The 13104-nt window shown below is 49.3% G+C and carries 10 protein-coding genes; 4 read left to right on the plus strand and 6 right to left on the minus strand.

Going from position 1 to position 13104, the window contains the following annotated elements; translation table 11 throughout:
* Positions 1–2 precede the first annotated feature (2 nt).
* From BN3656_RS09380 to BN3656_RS09390, 3 genes are all read left to right on the plus strand, one after another.
* Entirely contained in the window at positions 3–2393 is a 2391-nt protein-coding gene (locus BN3656_RS09380) for a DNA internalization-related competence protein ComEC/Rec2 (protein WP_066547111.1), read from the plus strand.
* 129 nt (positions 2394–2522) lie between these two features.
* The gene (locus tag BN3656_RS09385) at positions 2523–3389 is read left to right on the plus strand and encodes an RNA methyltransferase (protein ID WP_066547113.1); all 867 of its coding nucleotides are present in this window, start codon (positions 2523–2525) and stop codon (positions 3387–3389) included.
* Between the two features lie 84 nt (positions 3390–3473).
* Complete coding sequence (locus tag BN3656_RS09390; RefSeq protein WP_347460909.1) at positions 3474–4283, plus strand: SIMPL domain-containing protein; 810 nt, start codon at positions 3474–3476, stop codon at positions 4281–4283.
* 109 nt (positions 4284–4392) lie between these two features.
* Here the strand turns inward: BN3656_RS09390 and BN3656_RS09395 are convergent, their stop codons facing one another.
* The 6 genes from BN3656_RS09395 to BN3656_RS09420 form a co-directional block, all read right to left on the minus strand.
* Positions 4393–5724, minus strand: coding sequence for a nucleobase:cation symporter-2 family protein (locus BN3656_RS09395; protein ID WP_066547116.1), 1332 nt, complete (start codon positions 5722–5724; stop codon positions 4393–4395).
* 119 nt (positions 5725–5843) lie between these two features.
* Positions 5844–6806 carry a carbamate kinase gene (gene arcC, locus BN3656_RS09400; RefSeq protein ID WP_066547119.1) on the minus strand — a complete coding sequence of 321 codons (963 nt, stop codon included), beginning with the start codon at positions 6804–6806 and terminating at the stop codon, positions 5844–5846.
* A gap of 168 nt (positions 6807–6974) precedes the next feature.
* Complete coding sequence (gene ygeW / locus BN3656_RS09405; RefSeq protein ID WP_066547124.1) at positions 6975–8168, minus strand: knotted carbamoyltransferase YgeW; 1194 nt, start codon at positions 8166–8168, stop codon at positions 6975–6977.
* Between the two features lie 91 nt (positions 8169–8259).
* Positions 8260–9570 (minus strand): YgeY family selenium metabolism-linked hydrolase, encoded by a 1311-nt coding sequence (locus tag BN3656_RS09410; RefSeq protein ID WP_347461176.1) that lies wholly within the window; start codon positions 9568–9570, stop codon positions 8260–8262.
* 37 nt (positions 9571–9607) lie between these two features.
* Positions 9608–10816: a diaminopropionate ammonia-lyase gene (gene dpaL / locus BN3656_RS09415; RefSeq protein WP_066547130.1), complete on the minus strand. Its 1209-nt coding sequence runs from the start codon at positions 10814–10816 to the stop codon at positions 9608–9610.
* A gap of 28 nt (positions 10817–10844) precedes the next feature.
* On the minus strand, positions 10845–11498 hold the full coding sequence (locus BN3656_RS09420) for a helix-turn-helix transcriptional regulator (protein WP_066547132.1): 654 nt from the start codon (positions 11496–11498) through the stop codon (positions 10845–10847).
* Between the two features lie 234 nt (positions 11499–11732).
* Between BN3656_RS09420 and ssnA the strand changes: the two genes are divergently transcribed.
* A complete protein-coding gene (gene ssnA, locus BN3656_RS09425; RefSeq protein WP_066547134.1) occupies positions 11733–13064 on the plus strand; it encodes a putative aminohydrolase SsnA in 1332 nt (443 codons plus the stop codon).
* Positions 13065–13104: the final 40 nt, after the last annotated feature.

Genomic DNA, 13104 nt, shown 5'->3' on the forward strand with positions numbered 1-13104 from the left:
AAATGAATATGAAACGGCCGATTGCAGGTATTGCAGCAGGTTTCGTACTTGGAGAGGTGCTGGTCCTGCAGATGCAGGAGGCTGTGAATGTGTGGCTGACGGTGGTCCTTTTGATACCGGCACTTTTTTGTGCGGTTTTAAAATGGGGGACGGCAAAAGAAAGACGGACAGGCAGGAGTGGTATTAAAAAAAAGCTCCTGTCTGTTTTTTTAATTAGTTTGGCTATGGCGGCGGGAAGCGGCAGAGGAGGTATGGTAAAGAACCGGCTGGATCATGAGGAAGGACTTGTAAAGCCCTTTGAGGGAAAACAGTGCCGGATCAGAGGCACTGTGGAAAAACGAAGCTGGAAGGAAGAACGGCTGACACTGGAGCTTAAAGAATCAGAGCTCCAAAGCGGAGAGAGGAAGGAAACGTTTCGCCGTATACTGTTGTATATGGATTATGGCAATGTGCCGGACTGGGAAAATGAACTGGCAGCAGGGAAAACGGTGGAGATTTCAGGACGGCCTGAGGCAGTAAAAGGGCCTCTCAATCCGGGAGAGTTCGATTTTCGTAACTATTACCGTTCAAAAGGAATTGCCGTAAAGGTATATGGGAAAACATATTTTGGCTCTGAGGGTTCGGCGTATCCCTGTCCGGCCATGCTTGAACGGATAAAGGAGCACTGTGCTCAGGTCTTGAAGAAGTGCTGTACTCCGAAAGACGCGGCTGTGTTTATGGCCATGCTGTTAGGCGATTCAGGCGAAATGGAAAAGGAGCAGAGGGAGCTGTATCGGGACAGCGGGATCGCTCATCTTCTGGCTGTAAGCGGACAGCATCTGTCCGTGATCGGCGGCGGGGTTTATCTGATCTTAAGGAAGCTTGGATTTGGCTTTACGGGAGCCGGAGCTGTTGGGGCCTTTTTGGTCCTGAACTATGGCCTTCTCACCGGAGGCTCCGGCTCTGCCATGCGTGCTGTGATCATGATCCTCTGTCTGTGGCTGGCTAAAAAAGAGGGAAGGACCTATGACACACTCTCTGCACTGGGGATGGCGGCAGTGCTGCTTTTGTGGCAGCAGCCCTATCTGGTATTTCAGAGCGGATTTCAGCTTTCCTTTCTTGCCGTATGGGCCATTGCCGGGCCGGGAATGGGGATTTGCAGGCTTCTGGAGCTGGAAAAAGGCTGGCAGAAGGGCGCCGCTGTAAGCCTGTGCATTCAGATGATCCTTACGCCTGTGATGCTGTGGCACTATTTTAAATATCCTTTTTATGGTATGGCGTTAAATGTACTGATTCTTCCCTTTGTGCCGATGCTGATGGTTTCGGGTCTTCTGGTCATCGGGCTTGGAGGATTCAGCACAGCTTTGGGAAGAGGGGCTGGAGGGGCAGGTCATTATATACTGGGGTATTATGACTGGCTGTGCAGCCAGTCCCGGAAGTTTCCGGGATACAGTCTGGTACTTGGAAGACCCGGATGGGAAAGGATAGTGGTGTATGTGCTCTTTATGATCGTTCTGTTTGCGGGACTGCGGGTTTGGAACGGGAAGAAGGGGAAGACTGGCAGGTCAGTGAAGCTTGCGCTGTTTTTTTGCGCCTTTTATTTCAGCCTTGTAATCTTTATCCCTATGCCTGTAAGGGGAATTAGCGTTCTGTGTATGGATGTGGGACAGGGAGACGGATTCCTTTTGCAGGCAGGAACCCACAGCGTGCTTATAGACGGAGGAAGCAGCAGTGAAAAGAAACTGGGAGAGATGACGCTGGAACCCTGTTTAAACAGTATGGGAATCAAACGATTGGATGTTTCTGTAGTGAGCCATGGGGATAATGACCATATAAGCGGCCTTATGTATCTTTTGGAGCAGAAAACGGTTTGTCCGGGGCTTCTCCTTCTTCCTGCCGGAGGGAAAGGACAGGAGATCTATGAACGTCTGGAACGGCTTCAGAAAGAAGCAGGAGGGAAAACCCAGTATATGGAAACGGGAGACGTGCTCCGTGTAGGTGAGCTTAAGCTTACCTGTGTTTACAGTGGAGAGGGCAGCGATCAAACAGACCGTAACGCCCACTCGCTGGTGATATGCGCAGACAGTGGGGATTTTCATATGCTGTTTACGGGGGATATGGGAAAAAGGGAAGAGGAGCAGCTTCTGATCCAGGCAGACCGCAGAGAGGGAGCATGGATCAGGGAGCATCTGGCCCATATCAATCTATTAAAGACGGCTCATCACGGTTCTTCCGGCTCATCCTGTCTGGCCTTTTTGGAAGCTGTTACGAACGTCCGGCTGGCGGTTATTTCCTACGGGAAAGGAAATTCCTACGGCCATCCGGATCCGGGAGTCGTAAAGAGGATGGAGCATCTGGGAATTAAGGTACTTACGACCGGTGGAAAGGGGAGCATCCGGATCCGGGTTCCATAAAACCGAAATGTCAGTTGACAAAAAAGGTTCCATTTTCCATAATAAAACGGTGCGTATGATTGAACCGGGAGCAGAAAATATCCTGGTCAAAGAATCGCTATTTTACCTTAGAACACAGGAGAATTTAACATGGCAGATATTAGAATGATAACGGATATAAGGGATCCCGCTCTGGATGTGTATTCCAGGACGCCGGAGGTTCAGCTTCTGCGTCTGTTTGAGCCAAATCCGGGGATTTTTATCGCAGAAAGTCCAAAGGTAGTCCAGCGCGCTCTGGACGGAGGCTATGAGCCCATATCTATTTTGGCAGAAAAAGGGAAAATGGAAGGTGAGGCTGATGAGGTTATTAAGCGGTGCGGGGATATTCCGGTTTATATGGCAGAACCGGATGTACTTACGGGACTTACGGGCTTTAAGCTTACAAGAGGACTTTTATGTGCTATGAAGCGGAAATCCCTTCCGTCTGTCCGTGAGATCTGTGCCGGAGCCAGAAGGATTGCAGTTCTTGAAAATGTGGTAAATCCTACCAATGTAGGCGCTGTATTCCGTTCTGCTGCAGCGTTAAATATGGATGCGGTGCTTTTGACTCCCGGCTGCAGCGACCCTTTGTACCGCCGTGCGGCCAGAGTCAGCATGGGAACGGTATTTCAGGTTCCCTGGACAAAATTTGATGAGAAAAAAGAGCCATGGCCAGAAGGAGGAATGGAACTTTTAAAGGAACTGGGATTTAAAACTGCGGCTATGGCCTTAAAGCAGGATTCTATTTTTCTGGATGATCCGTCTCTCAGAGCAGAAGAAAAGCTGGCGGTGATCCTTGGAACGGAGGGAGACGGACTGGCGTCTGATACCATTGCAGACTGTGATTACACGGTGATGATCCCCATGAGTCATGGGGTGGATTCGCTGAATATCAGCTGCGCCAGTGCAGTGGCATTCTGGGAACTGGGAAAAAGGGATGCTGACAGAGGTTCCAGGAAAAATCGTAAGACAATTTAAGAGAAAAGAAATACCATCTTTCCCTGAATCTGGTAGAATAAAGGCAGAAAGAAGAGGCGTGCCAATGACGGGAGGAGGACTTAGATGAAACGAGTTAGATACATTGCAGAGCGAAAAAAGAGAGGTTTGAGCGGAAAACAAATCCGGAACCGGGCAGGAATGGCGGCGGCTGTACTGTTTGCGGCTGTAATGGCAGGTGGCTGTGCAGCTCCGGCTCAGTTCCCGGACACGATTAAGGTTCAGGATGTAAATGATTCAGAGGGAATCACAGTTACAGGGAAGGAAGAGGTAAAGGTGGTTCCGGATATGACCGAGATCCGCTATGGAGTCTACAGTCAGGCCCAGACTGCTTCCCAGTGCCAGGAGGACAATGCAAAACAGCTGGATCAGACCATTGAAACATTAAAAGGACTGGGGGTGGAGGAAACTTCTATTCAGACATCTGCCTATGGGTTGAGTCCCATTTATGACTGGAACTCAGGAAACCGGACGATCACAGGCTATGAGATGAATACAGAGATCACGGTATCGGATATTCCCATTGACCAGGCAGGAGAGATCCTCAGCCAGTCTGTGACAGCAGGTGTGAATCAGATCGAGTCTGTCACCTATTTTTCAAGCCAATATGATGAGAACTATCAGGAAGCGTTAAAGGGCGCTGTCGCTATGGCAAGATCAAAGGCAGAAGCGATGGCGGAGGCATCTGGAAAGAAGCTTTCTTCTGTGGTAGATATTCAGGAATACGGCTACAATCCGCAGGCCCGATATTCCTCCTACAATGCCACAGCAGCCAAGATGGCAGTGGAAGAAACGGCTGCAGCTTCAGACATGGCGGTAATGCCCGGAGAGGTCAGCGTAGAGGCCCAGGTTACAGTGACCTATGGGCTGGAGTAAGGATAACGAAAGAGACAAGAGGATTACTGAGCAAAAAAAGGATCCGGCCATTCAAAGCGGATGGACGGAGCCTTTTTTGCTCAGCCGGCAGGCTGTATACAGATTCAATTTATTTCTCTGCCTCCTTGTCTTTTGGAAGCGTTACGTTTAAGAAAACAGCAACCAGAGTAGCGATAACTACCGGCGATTTACCGAAAATGGTAGTTACCCAGTCCGGGAAGGAAGCCAAAGAGGCAGAGGACTGTGAAACACCCATTCCCAGAGCGGCTGCAAGACCTACGATGGAGGTATTGCGGTAGTTCATATTTTCCGTCATAACAAGCTTCATGCCGGTCATGGCGATGGATGCGAACACAGATACGGTAGCGCCGCCTAAAACCGCATAGGGAATCGTAGTTAAAAGGGCGGAAAATTTTGGGAAAAGTCCTGCGGTCAGGATGATCAGTGCAGAAAGCCCCAGAGTCACGCGGTTTACGACCTTTGTGGTAGCTACGATACCTACATTCTGGCTGTAGGTAGCGGTGGGAAGGCAGCCTAAAAATGCACCGAGTATATTGGAAACACCGTATCCGAGGATGGCTCCGTGAAGCTCGCCGGTGGTTGGTTCACGGTCTAAACCGCCGGCCGTAGTAGCAGAGAAGTCTCCAATGGCCTGTACGGAATTGATGACAAAGAGCAGACCTAAGGCTACGCAGGCAGAGGGCTCAAATTCGATGCCAAAGTGCATGACTTCGGGAAGCTGGAATACACCGGCTTGTGCCACGTTGGAAAAGCTTACCATTCCGAAAAAGCTGGAAAAGATGTAGCCTGCGATCATTCCGATTAAAATAGAAGCCAGTTTTAAAAATCCCTTTGCAAAATGGTTGAGAACGGTTACAACGATCAGAGTGAAGATGGCAACCGTCCAGTTCTGCCAGGAGCCGTAGCCGGGCTGGCCGGTTCCGCCGGCCATGTAATTGATGGCAGTAGGATAGAGTGAGAGGCCGATGGTAAATACAACTGTTCCTGCGATCAGAGGCGGGAAGAATCTGCGGATCTTTTTGATGGACAGACCTACCAGGATCGCGCAGATACCGCCTACGATCTGAGCGCCCAGAATGGCGGGAATACCGCCTGTTTCAGCAATCGCCTGCATACTGGGTACATAGGCAAAGCTTACTCCCAGGATAACGGGAAGGGCAGAGCCGAGATGAAAGCCGTTTTTGCTTCCCATGGGGAAGAGCTGCAAAAGCGTTGCCAGAGCGGATACCACAAGGGAAGCCTGGATTAAAAGCACACGGTCGGCAGTGTCAATACCGGCTGCGCCGGAAATGATGATGGCAGGCGTTACACAGCCCACGATCATAGCAACAACGTGCTGCAGAGCCAGAGGAATGGCCTGGCTCATCTTTGGTATTCCGTCCAGTTCAAAAAGAGACGCATGTTTTTTTGCTGTATTCATAATGTTGTTCTCCTTTACTTTTTAGTATACAGGAGGCTGCCATAGCAGACTTTTGACCCCCCACAAATACCCGTCCATCCCAGCAGCCGGATGAACAGGTTATCTGTACGCAAAATTATTTAGTTATTCTGCCCTAAGTGAATGTGGGTACCGGTTTTGCCCTGGATACCGTCCTTTGCCTTTTCAAGCAGGGTAATGAGGGCAGTGCGTCCTGGTTTTGATTCAGCGAATTTAACAGCAGCCTGAACCTTAGGAAGCATGGAACCGGGAGCAAAATGACCCTCTTTCATATACTTTCTTGCTTCTTCCGTATCAAGCTCATTCAGCCATTTTTCTTCCGGCTTTCCGAAGTTGATCGCAACTTTTTCTACAGCAGTGAGGATGATGAGGAAATCTGCATCCAGATTTTCTGCTAACAGCTCACTTGCAAAATCTTTATCGATAACAGCGCTGGCACCCTTTAAGTGATTGCCCTGACGGGTTACGGGGATACCTCCTCCGCCACAGGCGATTACAAGCTGACCGGAGTCTACCAGAGAGCGGATGGCTCCGATTTCAACAATTTCAGCAGGCTTTGGGGAAGCTACTACACGGCGGTAGCCCCGTCCTGCGTCTTCCTTCATAATGTAGCCGTATTTTTCTTCTGCAACCTTAGCCTGCTCCTCGGTCATAAAGTGCCCGATTGGCTTGGAGGGAGTATCAAAAGCAGGATCATCTGCATCAACACGGACCTGAGTGATCATGGTAGCCACCGGAATATCATAGATATCGCGGTTGTAAAGTTCTTCTCTTAAGGCGTTCTGCAGGTCATAGCCGATGTAAGCCTGGCTCATGGCTACGCAGACAGAGAGAGGTGTGTTGGGCTGATTGGCGTCTTCACGGCTTAAGGCAGCCATGGCGTTGTTGATCATGCCGACCTGAGGACCGTTTCCGTGGGCAACGATTACTTCGCAGCCTTCCTCAATGAGGTCTACGATCGCTTTTGCAGTGATCTTTACGGCCTTCATCTGCTCCGGAAGGGTATTTCCCAGTGCATTTCCTCCCAGGGCGATGACAATGCGTTTTTTCTTCTTATTTTCCATAGTTAAAATTCCCCTCGTATTACCAAAAATTAGTATCTTTGCTGATCAAAAAACGAAATATGGGTTAAAAAGAGCTGCCGGTCCCGGCGTACGCCTGAAATTGCGTCTGACACAAGCAATGTAAAGGCGCGCTCCGGTCCGGCAGCCTGGCAATATTAGTTCAGAAAATTACTTGAATACTCTTGGAGTACCTCTGTCTTCCAGTTTCTTTAAGATGTCGGCAGGATCAGCGAACTTAGCTAACATAATCATAGCAGCGATTACGTATGGCTTATAGCTTGCTTCTTTGTACAGAGGATCACGGTAGCGGTCGAATACAGATGCCTCAACCTCGCCGTCCTTGCAGCTTACATCGTTGATGTCAGCAGGCAGACAGTGCAGGTACAGAGCTTTTCCGTCCTTGGTGGTCTTCATCAGCTCTTCTGTACAGCACCAGTCTTTGTGCTCTGCGTTCTGAGCCAGCAGCTCCTTCTCCAGAGCCTTGATGCCATCGGAATCGCCCTCAGCGTACAGGTCAGTTCTCTTTTCCATAGCCGCAAATGGAGCCCAGCTCTTTGGATAAACGATATCAGCATCCTTGAATGCGTCAGCCATGTCGTGGGATACGCGGAAGGAACCGCCGGACTTCTCAGCGTTCTTTCTTGCAACTTCCTCTACTTCAGGCATAACCTCGTAGCCTTCCGGATGAGCCAGAACAACTTCCATACCCATACGTGTCATCAGGCCGATCACACCCTGAGGAACGGATAATGGCTTTCCGTAGGAAGGAGAGTAAGCCCATGTCATAGCCAGCTTCTTGCCCTTTAAGTTCTCTACGCCGCCGAACTCATGGATGATGTGCAGCATATCAGCCATACACTGGGTAGGATGGTCGATATCGCACTGTAAGTTAACCAGAGTTGGCTTCTGCTCCAGGATGCCGTCCTTGTAGCCCTGGGTAACAGCGTCAACAACCTCATGCATATATGCATTTCCCTTGCCGATGTACATATCATCGCGGATACCGATTACATCAGCCATGAAAGAGATCATGTTTGCAGTCTCGCGGACAGTCTCGCCGTGAGCTACCTGGCTCTTGCCCTCGTCCAGATCCTGAACCTCAAGACCTAACAGGTTGCAGGCAGAAGCGAAGGAAAAACGTGTACGGGTGGAGTTGTCACGGAATAAGGAGATTCCCAGACCGCTTTCAAATACCTTTGTGGAAATGTTGTTTTCTCTCATGAAACGAAGAGCGTCAGCCAGAGTCCATACAGCCTCTAACTCGTCATCTGTCTTCTCCCAGGTAAGGAAGAAATCGCCCTCATACATTTCCTTGAAGTTTAAGGAATTCAGCTTATCAATGTAATCCTGTAAAGTTTTCATGTGTTTTGTTCTCCTTTTTGATAGAATGAGTATGAGATAAATGCCCCCGCAGCCCGATCGTTTCAGACCGCGGACGGCAGATGATATGAAATTACTTGCAGTAAACGGTTGGAAGAGCAGCGTATACGGCAGCACATGTTACCAGATCCTGCTTCCAGGTCTTCTCGTTTGGTGCGTGTGCCTGAGCCTCAGCGCCTGGTCCAAAGCCGATGCATGGGATGCCGTTACGGCCCATGATGGATACGCCGTTGGTAGAGAAGGTCCACTTGTCAGTCAGAGGACGTGCGGTTCTCATCTCCAGAGTCTCCTCAGCACCGATACGGTTCTCGCCGAACAGGTTGGTGTAAGCTTCCTCTAACGCTTTTGTTACTTCATGATCCTTCGGGATTACCCAGGTTGGGAAGTAGCACTCGATGGGGTAAACCAGACCCTTGTAGGAAGGACGGGAATACTCATACATGGAAACAGTTACGTCATCACCGTACTTCTTAACGGATGGAAGAGCACGGATCTCGTCTAAGCAGCTTTCCCAGGTCTCGCCTGCAGTCATGCGGCGGTCTAAGGATACAGAGCAGGAGTCTGCAACTGCACAGCGGCTTGGGGAGGTGAAGAAGATCTCGGAAACGGTTACGGTTCCGCGGCCGAGGAAGTTAGCCTCTTCCCACTCAGGATTATACTTCTGATCCAGCATCTTTACAAGTCCTTTAACTTCCTTGTCATCTGCTGCGTCATTTTCATTTAATGCGCGGACATCCTGAAGGATATCTGCCATCTTGTAGATTGCGTTGTCACCGCGCTCAGGAGCGGAACCATGGCAGGAAACACCCTTAACATCTACACGGATCTCCATACGGCCTCTCTGTCCGCGGTAGATGCCGCCGTCGGTAGGCTCGGTGGAAACAACGAATGCAGGACGGTATTTGTCCTCATTGATGATATACTGCCAGCAAAGACCGTCGCAGTCCTCTTCCTGAACGGTACCGGTTACAAGAACGGTGTACTTGTCAGAGAGAAGTCCCAGATCCTTCATGATCTTAGCGCCGTATACTGCGGATACGATACCGCCGCACTGGTCGGAAACGCCACGGCCGCCAATCTCAGTTTCGGTCTCATAGCCTTCGTATGGATCGAAGGTCCAGTTGTCACGGTTGCCGATGCCTACGGTATCAATGTGTGCGTCAAAGCCGATAAGGGTTTCGCCTGTACCCATAAAGCCCAGTACGTTGCCCATGGGATCAATCTCTACCTTGTCAAAGCCAAGGTTTCTCATCTCTTCTGCGATGCGCTCGATGTGAGCCTTCTCATCACAGCTCTCGCCTGGGTTCTTTACGATCTCGCGTAAGAACTTGGTCATATCTTTCTGATAGTTCTGTGCAGCTTCTTTGATTTTTGCGTAATCCAGATTCATTTTATATCATCCTCCATAATTGATTTTAAAATTATTTGTCTAAGCCCTTCCATACGATGTTTTTGTAGCGGTCGGGATCGGTATCGCCCTCTGTGGAGAAGAGAAGAACCCTGGAGTTCTCATCCAGTCCGATATCCTTCTTTAACTGCTCGTATTCATCCAGTGTAGTCATAGCTGCCAGAGCGCCGAATGGAGCTGCGCCGGACTCACCGGAGGTGATGGAAGCGTCGCCCTTGATCGGAGCGGCCAGCATACGCATACCGTTTGCAGCTACCCAGTCAGGAGCAGCAATAAATACCTTTACATGGTTCTTTAAGATATCCCAGGAAATGGTATTTGGCTCGCCGCAGGCAAGACCTGCCATGATGGTCTGCATATCGCCGTCAACGATGCGGATGTCGCCGTCTCCGGCAGCAGCGCCCTTGTAGAGGCAGGCAGCAGCTTCTGCTTCCACTACTACGAAGGTTGGAGGGTTATCTGCATAAAGGTTTGCAAAGTAGCCTACAACAGCGCCTGCTAAGGAACCAACGCCGGCCTGTACGAAGATGTGGGTAGGACGCTCGCAGCCCTGAGCCTTTAACTGCTCGCCGGCCTCCATAGCCATGGTGCCGTAGCCCTGCATGATCCATGCGGGAATCTCTTCATAGCCGTCCCATGCGGTATCCTGTACGATCACGCCTCTTGGAGTCTCATCTGCTTCCTTGGCAGCCAGACGAACACAGTCATCATAGTTCATTTCCTGAATGTCTACCTGAGCGCCCTCTTTTGCGATGTTCTCAAGACGGGTTTGTGTGGTACCCTTTGGCATATGTACGACAGCCTTCTGGCCCAGACGGTTTGCAGCCCATGCAACGCCGCGTCCGTGATTTCCGTCGGTAGCTGTAAAGAAGGTAGCCTGGCCAAATTCCTCTCTTAATTTCTCAGAGGTAAGAACGGAGTAGGGAAGCTCGGAAACATCCTTTCCTGTTTCCTTTGCAATGTAGCGCGCCATTGCGAAGGAGCCGCCAAGTACCTTAAATGCATTAAGGCCGAAACGGTAAGACTCATCTTTTACATAAACTTCCTTTACTCCCAGATAGGAAGCCATGTTTGGAAGTTTTGTAAGAGGAGTCTGGCTGTACTGCGGGAAGCTTTCGTGGAACGCTCTTGCCTTTTTAATCTCCTCTAATCCCATGATGGGAAGATTTTTGTCTTCTGTCTTCGGCATGTGGTTGACCGCCCACAGAATTTTCTGATCCATGATACTTTGTCCTCCTTATTTGTGTGGTTTAAGATGATTTGCGGCTGTTTACATCGATGTAGCTGTACAGGGTAAACTTGGAGATCCCAAAATACTTTGAAACCTTGTCGCCTGATTTTGTAATAAGAAAAGCGCCTGCATCGTTGAGAAATTGAATCGCTGTTACCTTTTCTTCCTTATTCATCAGAGCGGCGGGTTTGCCCACCAGTGCTACGGACTGTTCAATCAGTGTATCCAGCAGATCATTTACATTATGTACGATCTGTTCCGGCTGCTGCTTTGGACTGCTTCCCTGCTCGGTATCAATAAGAGAGCGGATGGAGCGGTCAACGGTCATAAGGCCGGTGATATCATAATTGATGGCGAAAATGTAGTCTATAGCGGTATCCTCTTCATTTCTTATGAAGAATGTGCTGGATTTTAAAATCTTTCCATTTGATGTGCGCGTCAGATAGCCTACATGATCCTTTAACAAAGCAGGGTCCTTGTGGAGCGTCTCCAGGACGATCTTTGAAGGGCCGTCGCCTTCCCTGCGGTTTGTCACATGGCCGTTGTTGATATGTACGACCGAATGTTCCAGATCGTGCCGTTTTAAGTCGTGGATCACGATCTCGCAGTCAGGTCCGAACTGCTTTGCAAGGCCGTCGGCGATCTGCTTCAGCAGATTCAGAGTATATGCCATAGCCTTACCTCCCGTCATATTCTAGATGATGTGTATATGGTTACTTTGTACAATGATACTTTGCAAAATGCAACTGCATTGTTTATGATTCCATCATAGCACAAAAAAATGTAATTGCAAGAGGTTTTTACAAAAAAATTTTGTATAACTAAAAAAAATTGTATTTTACCCTTGCAAATGGACTTTTATAGTGTTACTATAAGGGTAACAAAACAAAAAAGGAGAGAGTACCATATGCTGATGATCGGAAATGGACGTCTTGTTACAAGAGACGCCGAACAGCCATTTTTTGAGAACGGGGCAGTAGTGATCGACGGAACCACAGTTAAGAAGGTGGGCGATCTGGAAACCCTGAAAAAAGAGTTCCCTGACGCCGAGTTTGTTGACGCAAAGGGGGGCGTCATCATGCCGGCTTTCATTAATACCCATGAGCATATCTACAGCGCCATGGCAAGGGGCCTTAGCATTAACGGATATGATCCAAAAGGATTTTTAGATATCCTGGACGGAATGTGGTGGACCATCGACCGCCATCTGACCAATGAGCAGACACGCCAGAGTGCCAGAGTTACCTATATGGACTGCATCAAAAATGGCGTGACTACCGTATTTGACCATCACGCAAGCTTTGGCGAGATCAAGGACAGCCTGTTTGCCATCGAGGACGCTGCGAAGGAGTTTGGTCTGCGTACCTGCCTGTGCTATGAGATTTCAGACCGTGACGGCATGGACAAGGCAAGAGAGTCTGTGATGGAAAATGCCAGATGGATCCGCCATGCCCTTGCAGATGATACAGATATGATAGCCGGTATGATGGGTATGCATGCGCAGTTTACCATCTCAGACGAGACCATGGATCTGGCTGCGGCCAACAAGCCTGAGGAGGTTGGCTACCATATCCATGTGGCAGAGGGGATTGAGGATCTGCATGACTGTTTAAAGAAATACGGAAAGCGTATTGTAGACCGCCTGATGGATAAAAATATCCTGGGAAGCAAAACGCTGCTGGGCCACTGCATTTATGTAAATCCCCACGAGATGGATTTAATTAAGGAAACGGATACGATGGTAGTGCACAATCCTGAGTCCAATATGGGCAATGCCTGTGGCTGTCCTCCAACCATGGAGATTGTTCACAGAGGCATCCTGACAGGACTTGGAACAGACGGCTATACTCAGGATATATTAGAGTCTTACAAGGTGGCAAATGTTCTTCACAAGCATCATCTCTGTGACGCTAACGCGGCCTGGGGCGAGGTTCCGCAGATGCTCTTCGAGGGCAATGCAAAGATTGCCAACCGCTATTTTAAAAAGCAGCTGGGCGTATTAAAGGAGGGCGCAGCCGCAGATGTGATCGTAACAGATTACATACCAAGAACCCCAATGAACGCATCCAATGTAAACAGCCATATCTTATTCGGCATGACCGGACGCAGCGTTGTGACTACGGTCTGCAACGGAAAGATCCTGATGAAGGACAGGGAGCTGCTTGGCATTGATGAAGAGAAGGTTCTCTATGAAGTAAGGAACGCAGCCGCAGATCTGGCAAAATCCATCAACGGCTGATTATAATCCATCAAAGAAAATAAAACAAGTGCCGATTACA

The organism is Clostridium sp. AT4 (genome assembly GCF_001517625.2).
In the GTDB taxonomy this organism is placed as follows: Bacteria; Bacillota; Clostridia; order Lachnospirales; family Lachnospiraceae; genus Enterocloster.

Bases quoted from the DNA above. Each gene is read 5' to 3' on its own strand.
- BN3656_RS09380 (WP_066547111.1), top strand. From the start codon at position 3: ATGAATATGAAACGGCCGATTGCAGGTATTGCAGCAGGTTTCGTACTT.
- BN3656_RS09385 (WP_066547113.1), top strand. From the start codon at position 2,523: ATGGCAGATATTAGAATGATAACGGATATAAGGGATCCCGCTCTGGAT.
- BN3656_RS09390 (WP_347460909.1), top strand. From the start codon at position 3,474: ATGAAACGAGTTAGATACATTGCAGAGCGAAAAAAGAGAGGTTTGAGC.
- BN3656_RS09395 (WP_066547116.1), bottom strand. From the start codon at position 5,724: ATGAATACAGCAAAAAAACATGCGTCTCTTTTTGAACTGGACGGAATA.
- arcC (WP_066547119.1), bottom strand. From the start codon at position 6,806: ATGGAAAATAAGAAGAAAAAACGCATTGTCATCGCCCTGGGAGGAAAT.
- ygeW (WP_066547124.1), bottom strand. From the start codon at position 8,168: ATGAAAACTTTACAGGATTACATTGATAAGCTGAATTCCTTAAACTTC.
- dpaL (WP_066547130.1), bottom strand. From the start codon at position 10,816: ATGGATCAGAAAATTCTGTGGGCGGTCAACCACATGCCGAAGACAGAA.
- BN3656_RS09420 (WP_066547132.1), bottom strand. From the start codon at position 11,498: ATGGCATATACTCTGAATCTGCTGAAGCAGATCGCCGACGGCCTTGCA.
- ssnA (WP_066547134.1), top strand. From the start codon at position 11,733: ATGCTGATGATCGGAAATGGACGTCTTGTTACAAGAGACGCCGAACAG.